22 protein-coding genes are annotated in these 24,546 nt (G+C 66.7%); 6 read left to right on the forward strand and 16 right to left on the reverse strand.

Annotation, left to right across the window (positions count from 1 at the left end):
• The first annotated feature begins 66 nt into the window (after positions 1-66).
• From QOL57_RS08510 to QOL57_RS08520, 3 genes are all read left to right on the forward strand, one after another.
• On the forward strand, positions 67-696 hold the full coding sequence (locus QOL57_RS08510; RefSeq protein WP_089236635.1) for an OmpW family outer membrane protein: 630 nt from the start codon (positions 67-69) through the stop codon (positions 694-696).
• A gap of 566 nt (positions 697-1,262) precedes the next feature.
• Positions 1,263-2,081 carry a S1/P1 nuclease gene (locus QOL57_RS08515; RefSeq protein WP_089236636.1) on the forward strand — a complete coding sequence of 273 codons (819 nt, stop codon included), beginning with the start codon at positions 1,263-1,265 and terminating at the stop codon, positions 2,079-2,081.
• A 10-nt stretch (positions 2,082-2,091) separates the two neighbouring features.
• On the forward strand, positions 2,092-2,892 hold the full coding sequence (locus QOL57_RS08520; RefSeq protein WP_089236637.1) for an MBL fold metallo-hydrolase: 801 nt from the start codon (positions 2,092-2,094) through the stop codon (positions 2,890-2,892).
• 41 nt (positions 2,893-2,933) lie between these two features.
• On the opposite strand, the gene QOL57_RS08525 is transcribed toward QOL57_RS08520, so the two are convergent.
• The 3 genes from QOL57_RS08525 to QOL57_RS08535 are packed head-to-tail and all read right to left on the reverse strand — an operon-like array spanning position 2,934 to position 5,066.
• Entirely contained in the window at positions 2,934-3,494 is a 561-nt protein-coding gene (locus QOL57_RS08525) for a hypothetical protein (RefSeq protein WP_089236638.1), read from the reverse strand.
• The gene (locus tag QOL57_RS08530) at positions 3,494-4,708 is read right to left on the reverse strand and encodes a TonB family protein (protein ID WP_089236639.1); all 1,215 of its coding nucleotides are present in this window, start codon (positions 4,706-4,708) and stop codon (positions 3,494-3,496) included. Before QOL57_RS08530 ends, QOL57_RS08525 begins: the two co-directional genes overlap by 1 nt.
• A complete protein-coding gene (locus QOL57_RS08535; protein WP_089236640.1) occupies positions 4,701-5,066 on the reverse strand; it encodes a BlaI/MecI/CopY family transcriptional regulator in 366 nt (121 codons plus the stop codon). The genes QOL57_RS08530 and QOL57_RS08535 overlap by 8 nt, the downstream gene beginning before the upstream one ends.
• Positions 5,067-5,184: 118 nt before the next feature.
• Here QOL57_RS08535 and QOL57_RS08540 point away from each other — a divergent pair, with 118 nt between their 5' ends.
• From QOL57_RS08540 to QOL57_RS08550, 3 genes are read left to right on the forward strand one after another with little or no spacing between them, the layout of a single operon-like run.
• Positions 5,185-5,742 carry a flavin reductase family protein gene (locus QOL57_RS08540; RefSeq protein WP_089236641.1) on the forward strand — a complete coding sequence of 186 codons (558 nt, stop codon included), beginning with the start codon at positions 5,185-5,187 and terminating at the stop codon, positions 5,740-5,742.
• A gap of 32 nt (positions 5,743-5,774) precedes the next feature.
• Positions 5,775-7,727 (forward strand): acetyl-CoA hydrolase/transferase C-terminal domain-containing protein, encoded by a 1,953-nt coding sequence (locus tag QOL57_RS08545; RefSeq protein WP_089236642.1) that lies wholly within the window; start codon positions 5,775-5,777, stop codon positions 7,725-7,727.
• A 45-nt stretch (positions 7,728-7,772) separates the two neighbouring features.
• On the forward strand, positions 7,773-8,375 hold the full coding sequence (locus tag QOL57_RS08550) for an NADAR family protein (protein ID WP_244900658.1): 603 nt from the start codon (positions 7,773-7,775) through the stop codon (positions 8,373-8,375).
• 110 nt (positions 8,376-8,485) lie between these two features.
• Here the strand turns inward: QOL57_RS08550 and tkt are convergent, their stop codons facing one another.
• From tkt to QOL57_RS08615, 13 genes are all read right to left on the reverse strand, one after another.
• Positions 8,486-10,483 (reverse strand): transketolase, encoded by a 1,998-nt coding sequence (tkt, locus tag QOL57_RS08555; RefSeq protein ID WP_089236643.1) that lies wholly within the window; start codon positions 10,481-10,483, stop codon positions 8,486-8,488.
• A 202-nt stretch (positions 10,484-10,685) separates the two neighbouring features.
• Positions 10,686-12,020 carry a dicarboxylate/amino acid:cation symporter gene (locus tag QOL57_RS08560; protein ID WP_089236644.1) on the reverse strand — a complete coding sequence of 445 codons (1,335 nt, stop codon included), beginning with the start codon at positions 12,018-12,020 and terminating at the stop codon, positions 10,686-10,688.
• A 57-nt stretch (positions 12,021-12,077) separates the two neighbouring features.
• Entirely contained in the window at positions 12,078-13,781 is a 1,704-nt protein-coding gene (locus tag QOL57_RS08565) for a BatD family protein (protein WP_089236645.1), read from the reverse strand.
• The gene (locus QOL57_RS08570) at positions 13,778-15,682 is read right to left on the reverse strand and encodes a tetratricopeptide repeat protein (protein WP_089238081.1); all 1,905 of its coding nucleotides are present in this window, start codon (positions 15,680-15,682) and stop codon (positions 13,778-13,780) included. Before QOL57_RS08570 ends, QOL57_RS08565 begins: the two co-directional genes overlap by 4 nt.
• A gap of 17 nt (positions 15,683-15,699) precedes the next feature.
• Positions 15,700-16,704, reverse strand: coding sequence for a VWA domain-containing protein (locus QOL57_RS08575; RefSeq protein WP_089236646.1), 1,005 nt, complete (start codon positions 16,702-16,704; stop codon positions 15,700-15,702).
• Entirely contained in the window at positions 16,701-17,150 is a 450-nt protein-coding gene (locus tag QOL57_RS08580) for a DUF4381 domain-containing protein (protein WP_089236647.1), read from the reverse strand. Before QOL57_RS08580 ends, QOL57_RS08575 begins: the two co-directional genes overlap by 4 nt.
• Positions 17,147-18,076: a DUF58 domain-containing protein gene (locus QOL57_RS08585; RefSeq protein WP_089236648.1), complete on the reverse strand. Its 930-nt coding sequence runs from the start codon at positions 18,074-18,076 to the stop codon at positions 17,147-17,149. The genes QOL57_RS08580 and QOL57_RS08585 overlap by 4 nt, the downstream gene beginning before the upstream one ends.
• A gap of 8 nt (positions 18,077-18,084) precedes the next feature.
• Positions 18,085-19,110, reverse strand: coding sequence for a MoxR family ATPase (locus QOL57_RS08590; protein ID WP_089236649.1), 1,026 nt, complete (start codon positions 19,108-19,110; stop codon positions 18,085-18,087).
• Positions 19,111-19,364: 254 nt separating this feature from the next.
• Positions 19,365-21,338 carry a type IV pilus secretin PilQ family protein gene (locus QOL57_RS08595; protein WP_089236650.1) on the reverse strand — a complete coding sequence of 658 codons (1,974 nt, stop codon included), beginning with the start codon at positions 21,336-21,338 and terminating at the stop codon, positions 19,365-19,367.
• A 21-nt stretch (positions 21,339-21,359) separates the two neighbouring features.
• A complete protein-coding gene (locus QOL57_RS08600; RefSeq protein WP_176429831.1) occupies positions 21,360-21,896 on the reverse strand; it encodes a pilus assembly protein PilP in 537 nt (178 codons plus the stop codon).
• Positions 21,893-22,549 (reverse strand): type 4a pilus biogenesis protein PilO, encoded by a 657-nt coding sequence (pilO, locus tag QOL57_RS08605; RefSeq protein WP_089236651.1) that lies wholly within the window; start codon positions 22,547-22,549, stop codon positions 21,893-21,895. Before pilO ends, QOL57_RS08600 begins: the two co-directional genes overlap by 4 nt.
• Positions 22,546-23,442 (reverse strand): PilN domain-containing protein, encoded by an 897-nt coding sequence (locus QOL57_RS08610; RefSeq protein ID WP_089236652.1) that lies wholly within the window; start codon positions 23,440-23,442, stop codon positions 22,546-22,548. The genes pilO and QOL57_RS08610 overlap by 4 nt, the downstream gene beginning before the upstream one ends.
• The gene (locus tag QOL57_RS08615; protein WP_032951624.1) at positions 23,442-24,500 is read right to left on the reverse strand and encodes a pilus assembly protein PilM; all 1,059 of its coding nucleotides are present in this window, start codon (positions 24,498-24,500) and stop codon (positions 23,442-23,444) included. Before QOL57_RS08615 ends, QOL57_RS08610 begins: the two co-directional genes overlap by 1 nt.
• Positions 24,501-24,546: the final 46 nt, after the last annotated feature.

Genomic DNA, 24,546 nt, shown 5'->3' on the forward strand with positions numbered 1-24,546 from the left:
GATCAAAGCGTTAGCGCGGCGTGAGGCCGAGACTGGCCACATCCACCCAGCAACGAGATCACCCCCATGCGCAAGACCTCCCCCCTGATCGCGGCCAGCCTGGCCGCCGCCCTGTCGCTGGCCGCCGCGCCGGCCATGGCCCAGTCCAAGGGCGACTGGACCCTTTCCGCCGGCGTGCACCAGGTCGCCCCGAAGTCGAACAACGGCTGGCTGGCCGGTGGCACCCTGAAGGTCGATGTCGACAACGACGTCAAGCCGACCATCACCGGTGAGTACTTCATCGCCGACAATCTGGGCATCGAAGTGCTGGCGGCGCTGCCGTTCAAGCACGACATCAACATCAACGGCCTGGGCCGCGTGGGCAGCACCAAGCAGCTGCCGCCGGTGGTCACCCTGCAGTACCACTTCAACAGCAAGGGCAAGGTGTCGCCGTTCGTCGGCGCCGGCCTGAACTACACCACCTTCTTCAGCGAAGACACCACCGGTGCGCTGGCCAACAGCAAGCTGAAGCTGCAGGATTCGTGGGGCCTGGCCGCGCATGCGGGCATCGACTTCGCGATTGGCGAGAAGGGCGCACTGCGCGTGGACATGCGCTGGATCGACATCGACAGCAAGGTGAAGCTGGACGGCGAGAAGATCGGCACGGTCAACATCGATCCGCTGGTCTACGGCGCGTCCTACGTCTTCAAGTTCTAAGGGGTTGTTTGGCGGGGGCTTCGCCCCCGCTCCCCCGCTACAGGCAAAACCCTCGCAGCATGTTGCCCCGGTATGTGTGTGCCGGGGCTTTTTTGTTGGCGCGACGGGCGCAGGTCCCGGTGTGGGTCGAGGCAGGGGAAGGTGCCGGGACACGCCGTAAACCCATCCATGGGGGCTCGATGGCGCCATCCATGGCGCCAACGGTCCCGTCCCCTCCCCCTGCCCCGCCCTTCCACTTCCCACGCGCGCGCAAGCGCAAGCAGAAGCCGACATCCGCATGGCGCAGTTGCTATCGGCCGGATGCGATCGCGCGCCGCAGGATGTGATCCTGCATTTGATTCTGATTCTGCTTTTGACGTTTGCATCCGCCAGCGCGGCCATGTTGGATGGTGGCTGCAGGGGCAGGCGCTGCGGGACCGTCCGCGGCATGGATGCCGCGGCCGAGCCTACAGGGACGTACTTGCGGCGTGTCCCGCAGCGCCTGCCCCTGCAGCCAGCTGCCCAGCGAACAGGAACGCGCCGCTTTCCATCAACCACCCATCTCCCCCGCTGGCTAGAATGAGCGGATGAAAGCACTGCACTCCCTGTTCCTCGCCGCCGCCCTCGCGCCGGCCCTGCTGACCCTGTCCGCACCCGCCCACGCCTGGGGCGCGCAAGGCCACCGCCTGGTCGCCGAAGTCGCCGACAGCCGCCTCAACCCGACCGCACGCACCGAGGTCGACCGCCTGCTGGCCACCGAACCCGGCGCCACCCTCGCCAGCATCGCGCCCTGGGCCGACCAGCTGCGCGCCAAGGACCCCGGCCTGGGCCGTCGCTCGGCCGGCTGGCACTACGTCAACATCGCCGAAGATGGCTGCCACTACGAGGCGCCGAAGCACTGCAAGAGCGGCAACTGCATCGTCGAAGCGCTGAAGGCGCAGAGCGCGATCCTCGGCGACCGCAGCCTGACCGATGGCGAGCGCCTGCAGGCGCTGAAGTTCGTCGTGCACCTGGTCGGCGACATCCATCAGCCGATGCACGCCGGTTACGGCCATGACAAGGGCGGCAACGATTTCCAGCTGCAGTTCGGCAACCGCGGTACCAACCTGCACTCGCTGTGGGACAGCGGCATGCTCAATACCCGCAAGGTGGACGATGCCGGCTACCTGCCGGTGCTGCGCGCGCTGCCGGCGCCGAAGCTGGCACGCCAGTCCAACCCGCAGCGTGATCCGGTCAGCTGGGCTGAAGCCAGCTGCCGCATTTCCGTGCAACCTGGCGTTTACCCTGCCTCGCGTAAGATCGGCGACGACTACACCACGCGCTACAGGCCAGTGGCCGAAGCGCAGCTGCGACTGGCCGGCGAAAACCTGGCGCAGTTGCTGAACCGCGTGCTCGCCACACGCTGAGGAGTATCCGATGTCGGTCCAGGTGCAATCGTTCTTCCACCGTGACAGCAATACCTTCAGCTACCTGGTCAGCGACCCGGCCAGCAGGGAGGCCGCGCTGATCGATCCGGTACTGGATTACGACCCGGACACCGACGCCAGCAGCGAATCGCCGGTGCGCGCGATGCTCGATGCCATCGCGCAGCAGCGGCTGCACGTGCGCTGGCTGCTGGAAACCCACGCCCACGCCGACCACGTGTCGGCGGGGCGCCGGCTCAAGCAGCGATTCCCGCAGGCGACGTTGGCCATCGGCGAAGGCATCCGCGCGGTGCAGGCCACGTTCGCACCGCGCTATGGCCTGCAGCTGCCCGATGAGCATGCGGTCTTCGATCACCTGTTCGCCGACGGCGAGACCTTTGCACTGGGAGAGTTGCAGGGGCGCATCATCGCCGTCCCCGGCCACACCAGCGACAGCATCGCCTATCTGATCGGCGATGCTGTCTTCACCGGCGATTCCCTGTTCATGCCCGATGGCGGCACTGCACGCTGCGATTTCCCCGGCGGCGACGCCGCGCAGCTGTACCGTTCGATCCAGCGTCTGCTTGCCCTGCCCGATGCCACCCGTGTGTTCGTCTGCCACGACTACGGCCCGGGCGGCCGCGATTTCGCCAATGAAACCACCATCGGCGAACAGCGCGCGCACAACATCCACGTGCATGACGGCGTGGCCGAAGCCGAATTTGTCAGCGTGCGACAGGCGCGTGATGCGACGCTGGCAGAGCCAACGCTGATGCAGCCGGCGGTGAAGGCGAACATCCAGGGTGGCGCGTAGGGGCCGCACGGTCGCTTCATCGCGGCGGGAATGACGCGGCGTCATTTGCCCTGCGTGCGCACCACATGCTGGCCCTTCACGATCTCGAAGGTAAAGGCATACAGCAGGCTCACCGGTACCGGCTCGACGCGCTCGGCGCCTTCGCAGTCGCCACGGTCGCTCGGCACCTTGCCCGGTGCGAAGTGGCAGACGGCGGCGGGTGAATACTTCCACATCGACACCGCCTGCTGCGCCGCCTGCAGCAGAGGCGCATTCTCGATTGCCGCGCCTGCAGCGCATTCGCTGCGGTCTACCAGCGCCAGGCTTCGCTCGACAGCGCCTTCGGCATCGATCACCACCTGCAGGCAGATCGTGGTCGGCGCCAGCTCGGTACGCGGGTCACGATCACCAATCTGCGGATCCGGCGCCGCATACAGTTGCGGCATCCGATAGCCTTCGGTCGCTCCCAGCGTGTACGCCTGCACCTGGCCGCTGCCGCCTTTCCCTTCCGCATGCAGGCGCTGATGGCCGACACTCTCATTGCGGGTATCGACGGTGGTCAGCCGTTCCTGTGTGGCGCAGCCCGCCAGCATCCCCGCCGCCAACAGCAGCGTGATGCGCATCACCTGGCGGTCTCCGTCACTTCATCGCTCTCATCCATGGCGAAGGTGATCGGAATGCGCACGGCGCCCGCCACCGGCTTGCCGTTCTTCAGCGCCGGGCGGTAGGTCCAGCTTCGCGCTGCTGCGATCGATACCGCTTCGAACACGCCCGGATTGGTGGCGCTCACTACACGCACATCGCTGACAGCACCGTGCGCATCAACGTCGACGCGGAGCACCACGACGCCTGTCTGGCTCTGCTCGAACGCGCTCTTCGGGTAGCTCGGCGGCGGCATCTTGTCGACCTGGATCTCCCGATCCATGACGGCCACCGCTGGGCCGACCGCCATTGCGCCACTCTGGCTCGCCCACGCCACCGCCCCCATCCCCAGGCACAACCCGACCACCAGCACCTGACCCGACACCCACGGCAATGCCTTCCGCTTGGACTGCTTCAACATGGCGATACGCTCCTTCAACACAGGTTGGCTGCGCCAGTGGCAGACCGCCGGCGCAACCGGGTGGACCAGCTGCGCCTTCAGCAGCGTGCTGGCGTACAGGCCGCGCAGCGCGGGCTGCGGGGCAATGGTGCGGGCATCGCAGGCCAGTTCCTGGTCACGCAGGAAACGACGTGCGGCCCATGGCTGCAACGGGTGGAACCAGAACATCGCGCGCATCAGCAGCAGCACGCCGTTGGCCCAGTGATCGCCGTTGCGACGATGGCTGAGCTCGTGCTGCAGGATCAGGCGCTGCTCCTGCGCGGTGAACTGCTGGTCGAAGTCGGGGCCGACCACGATGCGCGGCCGCCACAGGCCCACCAGCGCGGGTAGCCCGGGATCGCCACTGGCCTGCCAGCTGCCATCGGCGCGTGCCCGCAGGCCGCCCATGCCACGTTCGAAGCGATGCTGTGCGCGCAGGTCGCGCAACAGGCAGACGGCCGCGCCCAGCGCCCACACCAACAACAGCAGCAAGGGCCATTGCAGAGATGACGCAGGCAGTCCCTCCACTGCTTCGGGCACCACCTTCAGCGGCAGCGTTGGCACATGCTGCAACAGCGCGACCTGCGGCAAGGGGAGCAGCAGCGCGGCCAGCAGCAGCGGCAGCAGCCACCAGCTGCGATACACCAGTCCAGCGCCTCCCAGCCGCAACAGCAGCGGCCGCACCGTTGCCAGCAGAATTACGCCCAGCGCCAGCCACAGGCTCGCCCGCCACAGTCCGTCGAGCAGCTCATTCATCGTCCAGCTCCTGGATCAGCTTCTTCAGTTCGGCGATGTCCTGTGCGCTGAGCTGGCCGCGTTCGCTGAAATGCGCCACCAGCGGTGCCACCCGGCCCTCAAACACACGCCCGAGGAAGTCCTGGCTCTGCGCCTGCACCCATGCCTGGCGCTGCAGCAGCGGCCGGTACAGATAGCGCCGGCCATCGCGCTCGGCGGCGATCGCGCCCTTGGTCAGCAGGCGGTTGAGCAGGGTCTTGATGGTCGGCTCGGCCCAGTTGCGGTGGGCCAGTGCCGCCACGACCTCATCGGAGGTGCGCGGTGCCTGCTGCCACAGCACCTCCATCACTACAGCCTCGGCTTCGCTGATCGGGGTCATGGTTTACATCCGTAATCGATGACTTGATTACGCGCGTAATCGATTCGACTGTCAAGCCCTCGACCGGTACTTCATCGCGCCTGCGCCAGCATGAGGGGCCTCCATCGCAGGTACCGGCATGAAGCCCTTGCGCAAGCGTGATTTCCCCGTCGAACAGGCCCGGCGCTTCCTCGAACCTGGCCCGATCGTGCTGGTCAGCACCGCGTGGCGGGGGCAACGCAACCTGATGACGATGGGCTGGCACATGGTGATGGGCTTTTCGCCCTCACTGGTGGCCACCTACCTGTGGAACGAGAACCACAGCTTCGGGCTGGCCCGCGGCAGCTGCGAGTGCGTGATCAACGTGCCGGGAGTCGAACTGCTGGACACCGTGGTCGACATCGGCAACTGCAGCGGCCGCGACGTGGACAAGTTCGAACGGTTCGGCCTGGATGCGGTGCCGGCGCGGGAGGTGGGAGCACCCTTGGTGGGCCAGTGCCATTCCAGTTTCGAGTGCCGCCTGCACGACGACAGCCAGGTCGAATCGAGCAATCTCTTCATCTGGGAAATCGTGCGCGCGCACGTGGCGCCGCGCCCAAAGCTGCCGCGCACGGTGCATTACCGCGGCGACGGCCGGTTCATGGTCGCCGGCGCCGAAGTCTCGCGTCGACGGCGGTTCAAGCCCGACATGCTGTAATGCCAGCACTCCCCCAAGCAGGATCGCCCCGGATGACCGAACACCTCACCGACCTCGACGCCGCCGTTGACTGGCTGTTCGCGCGCGTGGATGGGCCGCTGCGGATCGGTGCACCGCTGGCGCTGGGCAAACCCCACCGCCTGCTCAACGCCCTGTATGCGCGTGTCGAACAGGACCCGTCGCGGCCGCTGCAGCTGTATACCGCGCTGTCACTGAACCCGCCGCGGGCAAAGGGAGACGGCCTGGAGGCGCGCTTCATGGCACCGTTCGCGGCGCGCCATTTCGGTGAAGACTTTCCGCGCCTGGCCTACGCCGATGCAATCGCGCGCGACGCATTGCCAGCGCATGTACAGGTGGAAGAGTTCTACATGCAGTCCGGTGCCCTGCTCGGTTCGCGGCAGGCGCAGTCCAGCTACACCAGCCTCAACTACACCCACGCTGCCGACGCCGTGGCCCAGCGCGCGCCGCAGGTGATCGTGCAGAAAGTGGCGATGCGGCCGGACGACCGGCGCCTGTCGCTGTCCTGCAACAACGACATCACCCAGGACACACTGGACGCGATGACCGCGCGCGGCCTGCCGCGCCCGCTGCTGGTCGCCGAGATCGATCCGCAGCTGCCGTATCTGGGTGGCACGGCCACGGTCGACGTGTCCTTCTTCGATCTGGTCATCACCCCGCCGCCACCCTATCCGGCGTTGTTCGGGCTGCCGCGGCAACCGGTGGCCGACGCCGACTACGCCATCGGCCTGTATGCCAGCACCCTGGTGCGCGACGGCGGCACGCTGCAGATCGGCATCGGCACCTTGGCCGATGCACTCAGCCATGCATTGGTGCTGCGCCACACCGACAACGCGCGCTATCGGCGCGTGTTGGACGCGCTGGACCCGCAACTGGCCAGCCATCCGCTGGTGCAGGAAATCGGCGGGCTGGAGCCGTTCGAGATCGGCCTGTACGGCTGCAGTGAAATGCTCAACGAGGGCTTCCGCCGGCTGGTGCAGACCGGCGTGATCAGGCGCAAGGTGCATGATGACCTGGCGCTGATGCAGCGCATCGAGAACGGCAGCACGCTGTCCATCGACCACGCCACGTTGGAGGCGGAGGGCGAGTATCTGCACGGTGCGTTCTACCTGGGCTCATCCGAATTCTACGAATGGCTGCGCACCCTGCCCGAGGACGAATGCCGGGCGATCGGCATGCGCCGCATCAGCGAGATCAACCAGCTGTACGGCGGCAACGAAACGCTGGAACGCCTGCAGCGCCGGCACGCACGCTTCTTCAATTCCTGCATGATGGCCACCGCACTGGGCGCAGCGGTGTCTGATGCACTGGAAGATGGACGCGTGGTCTCCGGGGTGGGCGGCCAGTACAACTTCGTGGCGATGGCGCATGCGCTGCCGGAAGCACGCAGTGTGTTGATGTTCCGCGCCGCGCGCGATGACAAGGACCAGCGCGACTCCAATGTGCGTTGGAACTACGGGCACACGACCATTCCGCGCCACCTGCGTGACATCTATCTCAACGAGTACGGCATCGCCGATGTGCGCGGCCTGACCGACGACGACTGCGTGCACGCGATGGCGGCAATCACCGAAGCACCGTTCCAGGGTGCGCTGCTGCAGCAGGCCTTCGCGGCACGCAAGCTGGCAGCAACAGCACAGCCTGATGTACAGCGGCAGCAGCGCAACACACCGCAGGCACTCGCTGCCGCGCTGGCGCCGTTCCGCAACGATGGCACCCTGCCCGATTACCCGTTGGGCAGCGACTTCACCGAGATCGAACAGGTGCTGGTGAAGGCACTGGGCTGGCTGAAGGCCAACACGCAGACGCGCGGCAGCAAGCTGCGCACCGTATGGGACGCGCTGTGGCAGCCTGCAGGTGATGGCGACGCGGTGTACCTGCAGCGGATGGAACTGCAGTCGCCCAAGGACTTCGGCGAACGGCTCAACGCACGGTTGTTGAGGCTGGCCCTGGCACGCACCGCGTAATCGCGCGGATGGTAGCGCCGGGCCATGCCCGGCGGATAACGATCAGTGCCAACCAAGGTTGGCACCTACCGCAGTGGCGCGGCACGCTATTCTGTGCGGATGAACGACGATTCACGTTTCCTGCACGACCTGCAACGCCGCCAAGCCGATGGCGAGCATCTGAGTTATCTCTGCTTCTGGGGCCACCAGCCGCCGCGCGCAGGCGTGGCGGCGTCGTGTTTCAGCCAGTGGTACGACGCAGGCTTCAGCATCGATGGCGTGCACTACCCCACCGCCGAGCACTTCATGATGGCCGGCAAGGCGCGTCTGTTTGGTGCCACCGACATCCTCGAACAGGTACTCACCAGCCGCACGCCCGACAAAGTGAAAGCGCTGGGCCGGAAGATCGAGGGCTTCGATGAGGCTCTCTGGGCGCAGGCGCGCTACGCCCTGGTGGTCGAAGGCAACCGGGCCAAGTTCTCGCAGAATGCGGCGCTGGGCGATTTCCTGCGTACCACGACAGATCAGGTGCTGGTGGAAGCCAGTCCGGTGGATTTCGTCTGGGGAATCGGCCTGGCCAAGGATCACGCCGACGCACACAACCCGGCGCAGTGGCGCGGATTGAATCTATTGGGGTTTGCGCTGATGGACGTGCGGGACGCGATGTAACGCCTATCCACGCATGGCGTGGATCTACTGGCGCGCGGGCAATTCGTTTCGCTCCGCAAACGAGAAAGGCCGGCTTGCGCCGGCCTCCCCGTATTCCATTGCAGTGCGGCTTACAGCGCCTTGGCGGCTTCCACCACGTGCGCGGTGGTGATGCCGAAGTGCTGGTACAGCTTGTCGGCCGGGGCCGAGGCACCAAAGGTGTCGATACCGATCACTGCACCGTCCAGGCCGACGAACTGGCGCCAGAAGCCGGTGATGCCGGCTTCGATCGCCACGCGCTTGCGCACGGCGTTCGGCAGCACCGATTCGCGGTAGGCCGCATCCTGGCGCAGGAACACATCGGTGGACGGCATCGAGACCACGCGGGTCTTCAGGCCGGCCGCATCCAGCTGCGCCTTCGCTTCGGTCGCCAGCGAGACTTCCGAACCGGTCGCGATCAGGATCACGTCCGGGGTGCCGGCAGCATCGGCCAGCACATAGCCGCCACGCTCGATCTGTGCGATCTGCTCGGCGTCGCGCGGCTGGTGCGGCAGGTTCTGGCGGCTGAACACCAGGCAGCTCGGGCCGTCCTGGCGGGTGATTGCAGCCTTCCAGCTCACTGCCGACTCGACCGCGTCGCACGGGCGCCACACGTCGTTGTTCGGGATGTAGCGCAGCGAGGCCAGATGCTCCACCGGCTGGTGGGTCGGGCCGTCTTCGCCCAGGCCGATCGAGTCGTGGGTGTAGACGTGGATGGCGTGGGCCGGGATCAGCGCGCTCATGCGCACGGCATTGCGGGCGTAGTCGCTGAACACCAGGAAGGTGGCGTCGAACGGAATGAAACCACCGTGCAGGGCCAGGCCATTGGCGATCGCGGTCATGCCGAACTCGCGCACACCGTAGTACACGTAGTTGGCATTGGCATCGTCGGTGGCGACGGACGTGCTGCCCTTCCACAGGGTCAGGTTCGAGTGCGCCAGGTCGGCCGAACCGCCAACGATTTCCGGCAGCAGCGGTGCGAATGCTTCGATGGCCAGCTGCGACGCCTTGCGCGAAGCAATGGTCTGGCCTTCGGCGGCAACCTGGGCGATGTAGGCATCGGCCTTGGCAACGAAGTCGGCCGGCAGATCACCATGCGAGCGACGGGTCAGTTCAGCGGCTTCGGCCGGGTACTGCGCAGCGTACTTGTCGAACTGCTGCTCCCACTCGGCCTGACGCAGGGTGCCGGTACCGCCGGCACGCCAGCCAGCGTAGATCTCTTCCGGAATCTCGAACGGGCCGTAGTTCCAGTCCAGCGCCTTGCGGGTGGCTTCCAGTTCGTCCTTGCCCAGCGGTGCGCCGTGGCTGGATTCCTTGCCGGCCTTGTTCGGCGAACCAAAACCGATCGTGGTGCGGCAGCAGATCAGGGTCGGCTTGCCGTCCTGCGACAGTGCCGCTTCGATACCGGCCTTGATGCTCTCCGGATCGTGGCCATCGACGCCACGGACCACGTTCCAGCCATAGGCCTCGAAACGCTCCGGGGTGTTGTCGGTGAACCAGCCTTCGGTGTTGCCGTCGATGGAGATGTGGTTGTCATCCCAGAAGCAGACCAGCTTGTGCAGGCCCCAGGTGCCGGCCAGCGAGGCGGCTTCGTGGGAAATGCCTTCCATCAGGCAGCCGTCACCCATGAACACCCAGGTACGGTGGTCGACGATTTCCAGCTCCGGGCGGTTGAAGCGCTGTGCCAGCAGCTTCTCGGCCAAGGCAAAACCGACGGCGTTGGCGAAACCCTGGCCCAGCGGGCCGGTGGTGGTCTCCACGCCCGGGGTCTCGTGACGCTCCGGATGGCCGGCGGTGTGGCTGCCCAGCTGGCGGAATGCCTTCAGCTGCTCGATCGGCAGGTCATAGCCGCTCAGGTGCAGCAGCGCGTACTGCAGCATCGAGCCGTGGCCGTTGGACAGCACGAAGCGGTCGCGGTTGAACCACTGCGGGTTGTTCGGGTTGTGACGGTGGTAGTCGTTCCAGAGGACTTCGGCGATGTCGGCCATGCCCATGGGCATGCCGGGGTGGCCGGACTTTGCGGTTTCAACCGCATCGGCGGCGAGGAAGCGGATGGCGTTGGCCAACTGGCGACGGGTAGGCTGCGTCATGGTTCTGTCGGAATCGGGAGGCGGCCGCGGAACTGCGGGCGGCCTATTGTCCCACAGACGCCGGGCGGGGTCAGGCCAACAAGGGTGGTCGTGCCGGCCGCTGGCCGGCAACGTCGTGATTTCCGCTGGATTCCGCATATGAAAAGGGGTCGGAGCCCTTTCCTGCGGAAAGGGCTCCGACCCCGATCAGGTATTGCCTGGGTCAGTTGTCCAGACGGGCCGCGGCGGCAGCGATCTCGGCCGGGGTGTCCGCAGCTTCGCCCTTGGCCACCAGGGTGGTCAGGGCCAGGTCGCCGGTCACGTTCAGCGCGGTGCGGCACATGTCCAGGAAGTGGTTCACGCCCAGGATCAGGCCGATGCCCAGCGGGTTGACGCCGACCATCGCACAGATCATCGCCACCACCGGCAGCGAGCCGGACGGCACACCGGCGGTACCGATACCACCAAGGATGCAGACCGCCATCACCATGACCTGCTGGCCGATGCTCAGGTCAACACCGAAGAACTGGGCGAGGAAGATCACCGTCACGCCCTCGAACAGCGCGGTGCCGTTCTGGTTGGCGGTGGCGCCCACGGTCAGCACGAAGCGCGACACGCGCTGCGGCAGGCCCATCTGGTCGGCCACACGCAGCGCGGTCGGCAGGGTGGCGTTGCTGGAGGCGGTGGAGAAGGCCATCACCGTGGCCTCCTGGGTCTGCCGGAAGAATGCCAGCGGCGAACGCCCCGACAGCCATACCGCGGTGCCGTAGGTCACCACCATGTGCAGGCCCAACGCCAGCACCACCACGCCCACGTAGGCACCCAGGCGGATGATCAGATCGAAGCCGAACAGCGCGGCCAGGTTGAACATGAAGCAGGCCACTGCATACGGCGCCAGGCGGATGACCAGGTTGATCAGGGTCATCGAGATTTCGAACACGCCTTCGATGGCGCGACGCAGCGGGGCCACCTTGGCCTCGTCGGTCAGCACCATGCCGATACCGAACATCAGCGCGAAGAACATCAGCGACAGGATCGCGCCATTGTCCGAAGCGGCCTGCAGCACGTTGCTCGGCACGATCGACAGCAGCATGTCCATGCCCTTCGGCGTGCCATGGATGCCAGCCACGATTTCCTTGCTGCGCTCAGCGTTCTCCGACAGCATCAGCGCGGCCACCTGCGGGTCGACGCCGGCACCGGGCTTGAGCAGGTTGACCAGCACCAGGCCGATACCCACTGCGATGCCGGACAGCAGCACGGTGTAGGCCAACGTCTTCCAGCCGATGCGGCCAAGGGCGCGGATGTCGCCCATCTCCGACACGCCCATGATCAGCGCCGAGAAGATCAGCGGCACGATCAGCATGAAGATCAGGTTGAGGAACAGGCCCGAAGCCGGGGTGGTGACGTAGTCCATTACCCACTTGGCACCGGTCTGCAGGCCTTCGATGCTGCCGCCCAGGGCATGCACGATCAGTCCCAGGACCAGGCCGATCGCAAAGCCGATGCCCATCTTCCAATGCAAGGGCAACTTCTTCTTGTCGGCAGCAGCTGCTGTCATGCGCGGGATTCCTCGAAAAATGAATCTACTCTAACAAAGCGCGCAAGCCGCGCCGGTTCAGGGTTGCCGCGGCGGATACAGCGGCGGCAGCCCAGTGTCGACGGCGCCGCTGGCGCCCGACCAGTGCGGTCCGTCACGGAAGCTTTCGCGCAGGCGGGACCGCAGCACGGAGACATCGCCCATCCCGCCCCAGCGCGCCTGCTGCAACGCCTGCAGGGTCTGCCGCTGGGCCGGGTCGGCCAGGCGCTCGATCACCTGTTCCAGGCGCTCCACGCCCGCCATCGAACACAGCAGCGCCTCCACCTGGTCGAAGCCCTCGCCATCGATGGCCCGGCGCAGCTCGGCCACACTGGCACGCGACGACGGCGCAGGTGCAGTGGTGGCCCCAGTGCGGAGAACCGGGCGGGCATGGGCGACCGCATGGCGACCACGTCGCCATCCCCATGCCAGGGTCAACAGCCACAGCAGCGCCAGACCTGCGGCTGCTGCAATCCACGGCCACGGCCGGGTACCGGCTGCGGTCGGTGCAAGAGAGGATGCAACGGCAGGCGCGGCGTCTTCCGGCAGCGCGGCATCGGTATCGATCGGTTGTGCCACGGGCGCGCCGGCCCGGCCTGCCGCCACGGCCAGATCCAGATCCGGCAGGCTGGCCTGCTGGGCACTGCCGCTGTCCACGTTCCACCAGGCCACGCGTGGCCCGGGCACGCGCAGCGATCCAACCTGCCGCGGCACGATCGAATAGCGTCGGGTGATCTTCAGGCGTGGCGTACTGCCGTTGAAGGTCTCCTCGTACTGGGCCGGTTCGGCGAACACCTGTGCGGCGTCGCCGAGGTCGGGCACGGGCAGATCGGTGAACTGGGCCCGGGTAGCGCCGTTGGCGATCGCTTCGACCATCACGGTGGCCGCTTCGCCCGTGCGCGCACTGCTGGGTGCAGTGGTGTAGCGCAACTGCAGGCTGTGCAGAGGCAACCACGGCTGCACAGCCTGCGCCGGTTGCGCCTGTACCTGCAGCGTGCGTTCGGCACCGACGGCATTCATGCGGCCATCGCCACCGTTGCCGAAGAAGTCATCGAAGAAGCCCCCTGCACTGCGGCCGGTGAAGCGCACGCCAGGCACACGCAACGCACCGCTGCGCTCGGGGATCAGCAGGAAGCGACGTTCGACCACGTTGTAGCGACGGCCGTTGACCTGGCGCACGTCACTACGGTCCTCGCCCACCCGCTGCAGCGAAGCGCCACTGGGAGTGTCGAGCACCAGTTCGCCCGACGCCAGCTGCGAAGCGAAATACAGCCTGACCACCACGCCCACGCTCTGCTGCACGTAGGGCGTCCGGTCATCCACCTCGGTTTCGATGAAGGCGGTGGCATTGCTCTGTGGGGTAGCCACCACGGCATCACTGACCTGCAGCGACAGGGGGGCGGTGCGTGCACTGCCGACCTGCAATGAAGGCACCTGCAGCGTACCGGTGCGGCGCGGCGTCAGCGCAACCGTATAGAGGTTGCGCTGCTGGACGCCGCCGTTGCTCCACTGCACCTGGCGATTGCTGCTCTGCGCGCTGAGCGCGAAATCAGCATTCAACGGTGCATAGTCCGGTGCACCTTCGTCGGTCTCGATGTGCAGGGTCACCGCATCACCGGCGGCAATGCTGTCCTGTTCCAGCCAGGCGCGCGTCTGCGCCATGGCCACCATCGGCAGCCACAGCAGCAGCATCGCCAGCACAGGTAGAGGCCACCGGAATTGCCTGCTCGCCATGCCTGTCATCGCCCTTCCCTCTTTCTACGTTCGTTTTCCAACTGGAACTTGGCCCGCAGCAGTGCCCCCGGATCATCCGGTACGCGCCGCATCCAGGCCTCCACGGCCTGCTGCTCCTCGCGCTGTTGCGGTGTGCCGCCAGCGCCGCGCACTGCCGTCTTGCCGGCTTCGCCAGCACGCGCCTGCTGCAGGGCTTGCTGCATGCGCTGACGCTGCTGGGCATCGGCCTGCGCCTGGGCCTGCGGGTCAGCTGCCTGCGGCGGCTCCTGTTTCGCACCCTGCTGGCTGGAGCCTGCAGACGCTGGATTCTGCTGGCCCTTCTGGCCCTGCGGTTGCTGCTGGCCTTGTTGACCCTGTTGAGGATTCTGCTGGCCTTGCTGCGGATTCTGCTGGCCTTGCTGCGGATTCTGCTGGCCCTGCTGCGGATTCTGCTGGCCCTGCTGCGGCTGATTCTGCTGCCCTTGCTGCCCTTGCTGTCCCTGCTGGTTCTGCTGCTGGCCCGGCTGCGGCTTCTGCTGCCCCTTGCCCTGCCCCTGGCTGTTGCTCGGTGGCGGCTTGCGCTTGCGCGCAGCGTCGACCACGGCGCGGTTGGCGACGGCGTCGGCCATCTGCGGGTGGCGCGTCAGGGCCTTGTCGTAGGCGGCGATGGCGCCGTCGTAGTCACCCTGGCGGGCAAGCACGTTGCCGAGGTTGTACCAGCCGGCGTCGCTGTCGATGCCTTCGAACTGCTTGCGGGCAGTAGCGAAATCACCTTGACGGTAGGCCTGCACGCCCGCAGCCAGGCGCGCATGCTCACGCTGGTCGGCACGCTCCCACAACGTGCCCGCTGCAGGTGCAGGTGTCTGTGCAGCTGTCGGCGCGCGCGGCTGCGCCTGCAGCTGCCCGCTCAAGGGCAGAAGACCCACGGCCAGCACTGCCGCCAGCACCGCACGGCGGCGGAACGCCAGCAGTGCCAACAGCATCACCGGCGGCAACAACCAATAGCCTTCGTCCTGCCATTGCCGGGCCTGTCCGGGCCGCTGCAGTGCGCCTCCATCGCTGGCATCCAGCACGCCCAATGCCTGCAGGTCGCGATCATCGCTGGCGATGCGCTGGTAACGCCCGCCGCCTGCGGTGGCGACGGCACGCAGGCTGGTTTCATCCAGCGCGGCCTGAGCGATCTGGCCTTGACCATCGCGATAGGCGGCGCCGGACGGCGTGCCCAGGCCCAGCACCGACACCTGCAGGCCGAGACCACGCGCCTGCGTTGCCGCAAGCATCGCTTCGCTGTCAGCCTGGTCGCTGACCAGGAGAATCTGGCCGCGCAGGGCACCGGTCTGCCGCAGCAACCGCACCGCCCAGTCGATGCCACGGTCGGCGCGCTGGCCATCACGCGGCATCACCTCCGGCGCCAGCGCATCCAGGTACAGCGCCACGTTTGCAGCGTCGTCGGTCAACGGCGCCACCGTATAGGCATCTTCGGCATACACCACCAGACCCACCTGCCCGCCTTGACGGGCACGCAGCAACGCACCGATTTTTGCCCGCGCCTGCAGCAGCCGCGAGGGTGGCAGGTCGGTCGCGGTGATGCGGCTGGAGAGATCCAGCACCACCACCAGCGGCGCGCTGGCCTGATAGACCGGCTGCGCCTGCTGCCGCCAGCTGGGGCCAGCCATCGCCAGTGCAGCCAGGGTCCAGCCCAGCAGCAGAGCCCATGGCAGGCGCGCGCGTCGCTTCCCCTCACCGGCCAGCAGGTGGGACAACAGATGGGCGTCGACTGCCTGCCGCCAGGCGTCGCTGCGCCGCTGCCGGTATACGGCCACCGCCACGATCAGCGGCAGTGCCGCCAGCATCCACAACCACTCCGGGCGCAGGAAATGCAGCGCGCTCCAATCGAACGTGCTCAAGTCGAACGCGCTCCAGTCGGGCATCTTCAGGAAGGTGGCGCTCATCGTCGGCGCTCCGGCCATACCCACGCCAACGCGCCCAGCAGCAACGCGACAGCCAGCGGCCACGCATAGCGCTCGTTGCGCGGACGCAGTGTCGGTCCCTTCGCGGCGATCGGCTCCAGCCTGTCCAGTTCGGCATAGATGCCGACCAGCTGGTCGGTGTCACGCGCACGGAAGAAGCGGCCGCCGGTCATCTCGGCGATCCTGCGCAGTGTTGCCTCGTCCACCGGGTCGCGGTCGGCGGCCACGGGAATGCCGAAGAACCGCGCACTACCGTCGCTGCCAAAGGCCACGGTGTGCACGCGCACGCCTTCGGCACGCGCCAGCTCGGCGGCGCGCAGGGGCTCCAGCACACCGGCGTTGCTGACGCCGTCGGTCAGCAGGATCAGTACACGCTGCCCTTCGGGCTGGTTGCGCAGGCGTTTGACCGCCAGCGCGATGGCATCACCAATGGCCGTCTCGCGCCCGGCAAGACCGACCACGCTGTCGCGCAGTTGATCGCGCACGCTGGACAGATCCGCAGTCAACGGCGTGAGCGTGTAGGCACGATCACCGAACACCAGCAGGCCGACGCGATCACCGGCACGACGGTCGAGGAAATCGGCCAATACCGCCTTGGCAGCGGTCAGGCGCTCTACCGCCTGTGCGCCGAGCACCATGTCCGGCTCGCTCATGCTGCCGGACACGTCCATTGCCAGCATCATCTGCCGGCCTCCCTGCGGCGGGGTGATCGCCTCGCCCAGTTGCTGCGGCCGCGCCATCGCCACGCACAGCGCCAGCCAGGCCAACCACAGCAAGCTGCTGCGCAGCCAGGAAACCCCGATGCGACCGCCGCCAGCCAGTGCTTCCAGTTCGGCAGCAGCGTAGGGTACGCGCAGCGCCGCGCCCGGGTCGGCACGCCGTTTCCACGCGTACATCAGGATCGGCAACGGTAGTGCCAGCAGTGCCAGCGGCCACGCCAGCTGCAGATCCGGCCACGGCCAGTAAGCTGCCAGCGCGCTCATCGGCGGCGCTCCTGCAGCAACGCCAGGTAGCGCGCCCGCGCCCACGTGCGCACCTCGGCCACGGCAGCGGCATCCACGTGTGGACGATAGGCCCCCTCGGCCAGCAGATTGCGCTGCGCAGCCGGAAGGGTGTCCTTGGGGTCGACGTACTGCCACCATGCGTCATCGCGCAGGGCTTCGCTGCCCGGGCGTGCCTGACGCGCCGCACGCCGCAGCAGGCTGGCGATGGCTGCCAGTTCCGACGGCGCGCCGTTCAGTGCCGCAATCTCCTGATCGAATACTCGCATCCACTGTTGGCGGCGACGACGGCGACGCCAGGCCAGCGCAGCGACGATTGCCAGCAACAGCAGAACCAGTGTGATCAGCATCAGCCAGCCAGGTGCGGGTGGCCACCACGCTGGCGAGGCCGGCAACTGCACATCACGCAGTGGCAGGGAGGCACTCATGCCGGCACCTCCGTCGGTGCCGGCGCCAGCCAGGCATCACTGGGCGCATCGGTGGAAAGCACCTGCACATCGACGCGACGCGCGGCAAGCTGGCTGCGCAACTGCTTCAGGGGTTCGACGAAATGCGCTTGCCAGTGCGCCTGCACATCGCTGCGACGCAGGTCCAGGCCGATGCGCTGCTGTGCGGCAAGAAACTGCAAGGGGGCCGCCGGCGGTTGCAGCTCCAGCGGATCGACCAGCAGCAGCAGACTCAGGTCATGGTGTTGGGCCAGTGCGCTCCAGCGCGCTGGCGGAATGCGGATCGCCTGCTGCGGATCGGCCAGTACCAGCATCCGCGCGCCGGGCCGCAGCACCCGCCCGGCATGGTCCAGCGCGCGCTCCAGGCCGAGGTCATCGGCGGGTGCCTGCGCGTACCAGCGGGTGAGTGCATCGAGTACGCGCAGTACACCGCGCGCACCGCCGGCCGGTGCGATCGGTGCTTCACGATCACTGCCGCGCAATGCACCGATGCGGTCACCGCGGCGCTGCGCAGACCATGCCGCGACGGCACCGGCGCGCGCCGCCTGCACCGACTTGAAGCGTACGCGGGTACCGAAATACAGCGCAGGCGACGTATCGGCAACGATCAGGGTGACCCGTTCGCGTTCTGCCTGGAACAGTTTGGTATGCGTGCGCCCGGTGCGTGCGGTGACGCGCCAGTCGATGTGGCGCGCGTCGTCGCCCGCCACGTACTCGCGTGATTCTGCATATTCCATGCCGCGTCCGCGCAGCGGCGAAGGTGCCTGGCCTGCGCTGCCCGCGCGCCCTCGACGAGGCGGCGGCGGACGCTGCGCCAGGCGGCGCAGTGCCACCAGCTCGGCCAGCTGCGGTCGCAGACCATCGCCTTCGCTGGTACCCGGAGCAGGTCCGTTGGTCGTGCCGGTCATGCGCGCACTCAGGGTGCCGGTACCCGGGCCAGCAGTTCCTGCACCAGGCGTTCGCCATCCCAGCCCTCGGCGATGGCTTCATAGCTGGGCAGGACCCGGTGGCGCAGCACATCGGCAGCCACGGCACGCACGTCGTCGGGGGTGACAAAATCACGCCCAGCCAACCACGCCCGCGCCCGTGCGCACCGTTCCAGTGCGATGGAGCCGCGAGGGCTGGCGCCCCACGCGATGCGGCGCGCCAGCGACGCGTCGTAGCGCGAAGGGTCGCGCGAGGCCAGCACCAGCTCGATCAGATAGCGCTCAAGCGCAGGGGCCATGTGCAGTTCCAGCACCTCGCGGCGCGCATCGAAGACATCCTGCATCGGCAGTTTTTCCGGCGCCGCTGCGGCCTCGCCAAGCGCACCCCTGGCACGCTCGCGGGCCAGCCGCAGGATCTCCGACTCGGCCGCCTGGTCCGGATAACCGATGCGTACGTGCATCAGGAAACGATCCAGCTGCGCTTCCGGCAGCGGGAAGGTGCCTTCCTGCTCGATCGGGTTCTGCGTGGCCATCACCAGGAACAGCGACGGCAGCGCGTAGGTGTGGCGGCCAACGGTGACCTGGCGTTCACCCATCGCTTCCAGCAGCGCGGACTGCACTTTGGCCGGCGCGCGGTTGATTTCATCGGCCAACAGGATCGGATGGAAGATCGGCCCCGGCACGAACTCGAAACGCCCTTCCTGCGGGCGCCAGATCTCGGTGCCGGTCAGGTCGGAAGGCAGCAGGTCCGGGGTGAACTGCACACGTGCGAAGTCTGCTTCCAGCCGCGCCGCCAAGGCCCGGATGGCCGTGGTCTTGGCCAGGCCCGGCGCACCTTCCACCAACAGATGGCCATCGGCCAGCAATGCGATCAGCAGGCGTTCGACCAGCGCCGCCTGGCCGACGATCTCGGCCGACAGCGCGTCGCGCAGGTTGCTGAAGGCCGCATGCAGGCGCGAGGTGGCGGGGGCAGGCGGCGGAGAAATGGATTCGGGCATCGGCGGAGGCAGGTTCATGGGGGCCTTTGACCGGCACAGGATGGCTCGGGTTCCCCACATCATCGCAGGCCCTCTGCCTGCTGGCATCAAGAACGGCTGAACAGCGTCCACGCATGGCGTGGATCTACTCACCCATCCACGCATGGCGTGGATCTACTTGGGGGACATGACATGGATCCATTGCGCCCATCCACGCATGGCGTGGATCTACTGGCGCAAACGACGCGGGGCCGCACGTGGCGGCCCCGGTCGGATGCAACAGGTGCAACGTCTCAGTTCTGGCGCGCCACGCGCAGGACCTTCGGGGTCACGAACACCAGCAGTTCGGCCTTGTCCTTGTTGCGACCGCGCTTCTTGAACAGGTTGCCGAGGAAGGGCACGTCACCCAGGAACGGTACCTTGCTGACACTGTTGCGGTCGGTGAACTCATACACGCCACCGATCACCACGGTCTGGCCATCTTCCACCAGCACCGCGGTATTGACCTCGCGGCGGTTGATGGACGGCACCGTACCGTAGCCCTGCAGCTGGATCAGCTGGTCGACCTCGTCCTTCTTCACCGCCATGTTGAGGAACACGCGGTTGTCGTTGGTGATGGTCGGGGTGACCTTCAGTTCCAGAACCACTTCCTTGAACTGGACGTTCGGGGTGGCCACACCACCGGCGCCACCACCACTGATGGTTACATAGCCGATTTCCTTGCCCTGCTTGATCAGCGCCTCGCGCTGATTGGTGGTCACCACCCGCGGATTGGAAATCACTTCACCACGCGATTCCTCCTGCATGGCCGACAATTCCACGTCAAGCAGATAGCCGGCATTGAGGATCGACAGCGCCAGCGAACCAGGATTGCTGGCCGTTGCCACCGGCAGGTTCCAGTTCAGGCCGCGGGTGATGGCCGAACCGACCGAAACCGGCGGCGGACCCACGCGGCCACCGGCGATCCAGTCGCGCTCGGCCTTCGCGTTCGTGCTGGCGGTGTCCACCTGCGATTCGCGGGTCTTCCGATTGGCCTCAAGGTCGCCGCTGAAGTACACGTTGTCACGGCTGCCACTGATACCAAACTTGGCACCCAGTTCGCGAGCGAATGTGTCGGTAGCGATGACGATGCGTGCTTCGATCAGCACCTGGTCGACCGGACGGTCGATGACGCTGATCAACTCGCGCATGCGCGCGATCTTCTTCGGAATGTCGCTGATCATCAGTGTGTTGGTGCGCTCGTCTGCGACGATGCGCCCACGTGCCGAGAGGAAGCCACTTTCTTCCTGCGAACTACCGCCACCACCACCGCTGCCACCGCCACCACCGCCACCGATTCCCTTGGCCTCGGTCAGCGCTTTGAAGATCTGCGTGGCGCTGTGGTAATTGACCTGGACGTAGTCGGTCACCAGGTCTTCGCGGTTCTCGATGGCGATGCGCGCGTCTTCCTTCTCCTGCTCGAACTTGGCCAGCTCGGACTGCGGCGCAACCCACACCACGCTGCCGTCACGACGCTTGTCCAGGCCCTTGGCACGCAGCACGATATCCAGCGCCTGGTCCCACGGCACGTTGACCAGGCGCAGGGTCACATTGCCCTGCACCGAATCGGAAGCCACCACGTTCAGATTCGACTCTTCGGCGATCAACTGCAGCACGGTGCGCACGGGCACGTCCTGGAAATTGAAGGTCACCGGCTTGCCGGCATAGCCACGCTGCGGCACACCCTTGGCGGCCTGGGTCACGCTGCCGGCAGTGACTGCGCCAACAGCGGCCTGCGCCTGCCGTGGGCTGATCTCCACCACATACTCGTTGCCACTCTGGTAGGCCAGCGACTCGACCGGACCGCCCGTGCTCAGCACCAGCTGGGTGCCGGCCCCGGACGGCTTGGCATCGATGCGCTGCACCGGGGTGGCGAAGTCGGTGACGTTCATCGGCTTCTGCAGATTGGCCGGCAGGCGTGCGTTGCCGACATCGACAACCACGCTGTTGCCCTGGCTGCGCAGGTCGGGCATGGCGCCCTGGCCATCGAACTGCAGGATCAGGCGGCCCGCGCCGTCATCGCCACGCTTGAAGTCGATACGCGAGACCGACAGGCCTGCCGGCGTAGCGGCCGGCGTCGCCGCCAGCGCCGTGCCGGTCGGTTTTTCCGACGGTGCGGCGGCCAGCGCCGGAGCGCAGGCCAGCATCAACGCGACTCCCAGCGCGCTGATGCGGTTCAAGGTAGAGCGCCGGATGGGACGCAGCCCCTTGGCTTGGTGAAAGGTCATCGTGCTATCCCCAGTAAACGATCATTGATCTTCCAGCGCGAGCGTTGCTGGACGTTCCAGCCAGCCACCCGCGCCATCCGGCACCAGTTCGATCAGCTCCACGCGGTCTTCGAAGACCGCGGTGACCCGCCCGTCGCTCTGCCCCAGGTAACCGCCGGGACGCACCCGGTAGGTCACCTTGTCCGGCCCCATCACCAGCGCCACGGTGCCGGCGCCTGTTCCGATGGTGCCGACCATGTCCAGCGCGTCCAGCGGGAAGCCTTCCATCGGCTCCTTGCGCCGGTTCGGATCTGGCCGCAGTCCCCCATTCCCCTGCTGCGGGTTGGTCCAGGCATCGGTGAACGGATCGCGCATGCCCTGCGCGGAATACTCGAAGGTCTCGAACTGCTGCATCACCGGCAGCGGCTCCAGCGGCTGCGCCGGTCGCGCACGCTCGCTTTCGACCCACTTTTCCAGGTTGGGTGAATCACCCGGCGTACTGGTCACGCCACGGCCACAGGCGGCCAGCAGCAGCACCGTCAACGCCATACCACCACGTGCAATGAAGGAACGGATCACTTCTTCGCCTCCTTGCCCGCTTCAGCCTTCTGCTGTTCCTCGACCTCGGCCTCATCCAGGTAACGGTAGGTCTTGACCGTACCGGACAGTTCCAGCGCACCGGCACGGATGTTGCCGCCGGTCTTGTCCTTGGGCTTGAGGTTGATGTCGTGCATGGTCAGGATCACCACCCGCGGCAACGAGGCCACGCCGCTGACGAAGGCACCGAACTGGTGGTAACTGCCCACCATCCGCAGCTTGATCGGCTTCTCGGCGTAGAACTCCTTGATCTGCTCCTGCTCCGGCTCGAACAACTCGTTGGACAGGCCGCTGGACAGCGCGGTCTGCGAGATGTCGATGATCAGGTCAGGCATCTCGGTCTTGCTCGGCAGCTGCCGCAGCATCTGCTGCAGGACCTGCTCCATCTGTGCCAGCTGCTGCTTCAACGGTTCCAGGTTGACCGCGCGTTCCTGTTCCTTGGTGAACTCGGCACGCAGCTCGGTTTCGCGCGACTCCAGACCGGCCAGCTCCTCGCGCTTGCCGCTGACCAGCAGCATCCAAAGCACGAACATGATGACCAGGGCGATCAACGAGCAGAACACGATCTTCGCGTTCCTCGGCCAGTTGCCGATGTCGTTGAAGTCCAGGTTCTTGATGTCGACTTTCTTGCTCATGCGCGATCCCCCTGCAGCGGGGCGTGGAAGGCCTGCGGCGGCTGCGCCAGGCGGCTGCCCTCAGGCTTGGGTGCGGGTGCGGCCTGCGCGGGCTTGGCCGGTGCAGGCGTTGCCGCCGGTGCCGGGGCCTGTGCTGGAGCAGTTGCAGGCGTGGCTGCCGGTGCCGGAATAGATCCCGGCGCCTGTGCGGCAGCAGCCGGCGCTGCGGCGTCGGGCCCTGCGCTGAGCGGTGCGACGGTCGGTGCCACCGGCGCGGTGCCGGCCACGCTGCCATCAGGGTTCAGGCCCGGAGTGGTCGCTGCTTCCTCGCTCTGCGCGGGCAGCTTGACCTTGACCTTGAACACGTACGGCAACGCCTTGATGTCAGCCACCGGGCCGGTCGCGCGTCCTTCCTTGTCCTTGTCCGGCTCACGCGCCTCGATGATCGCCAGCTCCGGATTGGTCATCCAGCCAGAAACTTCCAGGTTGCGCATGTAGGCCGAGACACGGGCGTTGGACTGGGTGCGGCCTTCCAGCGTCAGCACGTCGCCTTCCTGCTGCAGGGCGGTGAGCACCACGCCATCGGGGATGGTGCGGACCAGCGCATCGAACAGGTGGACCATCTGCGAGCGCTTGGCCTGCAGCTGCTCGATCACGGCCTTGCGGGCCAGCAATCGATTCTTCTGCTCGTCAAGGCGGTCGATTTCCTTGTTCTGCTCCTTGACCTTGTCGATCTCGGTCTGCAGGTAGGCGTTGCGATCGTTCTGCCCGCTGACCTGCATGTCGTAGTAGAACCAGATCAACAGCGACAGCAGCAGGCCACCGAGGGCGGCCATACCCAGCATGATGCCGAACTCGCGCTGGCGTTGCTTGCGCCGTTCGGCGCGCCAGGGCAATAGATTGATGCGCGCCATCAGTCAAAGCTCCTCAGCGCCAGACCGGTCGCGATCATCAGCGCGGGGGCGTCCTGGGCCAGCGCGTGCGCCTGCACCTTCGGCCCCAGGGTCATCTGTGCCAGCGGGTTGGCGACCACGGTCGGCACGCCCAGCTGTTCCTCGACCATCTCCGGCAGGCCTGCAAGGGCAGCACAGCCGCCAGCCAGCACGATGTGATCGACCCGGTTGAATTCGCTGCCTGCATAGAAGAACTGCAGCAGACGGCTGATCTGCTGGACCGTGGCTTCCTTGAACGGCTCCAGCACTTCCATCTCGTAGCTTTCCGGCAGCCCGCCCTGGCGCTTGGCCAGACCGGCTTCCTCGTAGCTCAGGCCATAGCGGCGCATGATCTCGTCGGTCAGCTGCTTGCCACCGAACACCTGTTCGCGGCTGTACAGGCTGCGGCCACCACGCAGTACGTTGAGGGTGGTCATGGTGGCGCCGATATCGACCAGCGCAACCACGCCCTCGGCCGAAACCGGCAGCTCGCTGGCCACCAGGGCGAAGGCGTTCTCGACCGCGAAGGCCTCCACGTCCATCACCTTGGCCTGCAGGCCGCCCAGTTCCAGTGCGGACTGGCGCAGTTCAACGTTTTCCGAACGCGAGGCCGCCAGCAGCACCTGGACCATTTCCGGGTTGTTCGGGATCGCCCCGATCACCTCGAAGTCCAGGTTCACTTCCTCGATCGGATACGGAATGTAGTTGACCGCTTCCAGCTCGATCTGGGCTTCCATGTCGTTCTCGTCCAGGTCGGCCGGCATCGGGATCACCTTGGTGATCACCGCCGAACCGGCCACGGCCGCAGCGGCCAGCTTGGCCTTGCTGCCGGAACGGTTCATCGCCCGGCGGATGGCCTCTCCCACGGCCTCCACTTCGACGATGTTCTTCTCCACCACCGCATTCGGCGGCAGCGGTTCCACGGCGTAATGTTCCACACGGAAACGGTTGCCGCTGCGGGAAAGCTGCAACAGCTTTACCGCAGTCGAACTGATGTCGACGCCAATGAGCGGCGACTGACTTTTTGGGATGAGCCCCACGGTTTCTCCCCTGCCGACGGGCACTTGGACGCAAGAGCTGCGTCCG

Source organism: Stenotrophomonas sp. yr243 (assembly GCF_900184195.1).
GTDB lineage: Bacteria > Pseudomonadota > Gammaproteobacteria > Xanthomonadales > Xanthomonadaceae > Stenotrophomonas > Stenotrophomonas lactitubi.

Bases quoted from the DNA above. Each gene is read 5' to 3' on its own strand.
- pilO (WP_089236651.1), bottom strand. From the start codon at position 22,549: ATGAGCAAGAAAGTCGACATCAAGAACCTGGACTTCAACGACATCGGC.
- QOL57_RS08510 (WP_089236635.1), top strand. From the start codon at position 67: ATGCGCAAGACCTCCCCCCTGATCGCGGCCAGCCTGGCCGCCGCCCTG.
- QOL57_RS08610 (WP_089236652.1), bottom strand. From the start codon at position 23,442: ATGGCGCGCATCAATCTATTGCCCTGGCGCGCCGAACGGCGCAAGCAA.
- QOL57_RS08520 (WP_089236637.1), top strand. From the start codon at position 2,092: ATGTCGGTCCAGGTGCAATCGTTCTTCCACCGTGACAGCAATACCTTC.
- QOL57_RS08570 (WP_089238081.1), bottom strand. From the start codon at position 15,682: ATGCCCGACTGGAGCGCGTTCGACTTGAGCACGTTCGATTGGAGCGCG.
- QOL57_RS08565 (WP_089236645.1), bottom strand. From the start codon at position 13,781: ATGACAGGCATGGCGAGCAGGCAATTCCGGTGGCCTCTACCTGTGCTG.
- QOL57_RS08575 (WP_089236646.1), bottom strand. From the start codon at position 16,704: ATGAGCGCGCTGGCAGCTTACTGGCCGTGGCCGGATCTGCAGCTGGCG.
- QOL57_RS08580 (WP_089236647.1), bottom strand. From the start codon at position 17,150: ATGAGTGCCTCCCTGCCACTGCGTGATGTGCAGTTGCCGGCCTCGCCA.
- QOL57_RS08585 (WP_089236648.1), bottom strand. From the start codon at position 18,076: ATGACCGGCACGACCAACGGACCTGCTCCGGGTACCAGCGAAGGCGAT.
- QOL57_RS08560 (WP_089236644.1), bottom strand. From the start codon at position 12,020: ATGACAGCAGCTGCTGCCGACAAGAAGAAGTTGCCCTTGCATTGGAAG.
- tkt (WP_089236643.1), bottom strand. From the start codon at position 10,483: ATGACGCAGCCTACCCGTCGCCAGTTGGCCAACGCCATCCGCTTCCTC.
- QOL57_RS08535 (WP_089236640.1), bottom strand. From the start codon at position 5,066: ATGACCCCGATCAGCGAAGCCGAGGCTGTAGTGATGGAGGTGCTGTGG.
- QOL57_RS08590 (WP_089236649.1), bottom strand. From the start codon at position 19,110: ATGAACCTGCCTCCGCCGATGCCCGAATCCATTTCTCCGCCGCCTGCC.
- QOL57_RS08515 (WP_089236636.1), top strand. From the start codon at position 1,263: ATGAAAGCACTGCACTCCCTGTTCCTCGCCGCCGCCCTCGCGCCGGCC.
- QOL57_RS08525 (WP_089236638.1), bottom strand. From the start codon at position 3,494: ATGCGCATCACGCTGCTGTTGGCGGCGGGGATGCTGGCGGGCTGCGCC.
- QOL57_RS08530 (WP_089236639.1), bottom strand. From the start codon at position 4,708: ATGAATGAGCTGCTCGACGGACTGTGGCGGGCGAGCCTGTGGCTGGCG.
- QOL57_RS08595 (WP_089236650.1), bottom strand. From the start codon at position 21,338: ATGACCTTTCACCAAGCCAAGGGGCTGCGTCCCATCCGGCGCTCTACC.
- QOL57_RS08540 (WP_089236641.1), top strand. From the start codon at position 5,185: ATGAAGCCCTTGCGCAAGCGTGATTTCCCCGTCGAACAGGCCCGGCGC.
- QOL57_RS08545 (WP_089236642.1), top strand. From the start codon at position 5,775: ATGACCGAACACCTCACCGACCTCGACGCCGCCGTTGACTGGCTGTTC.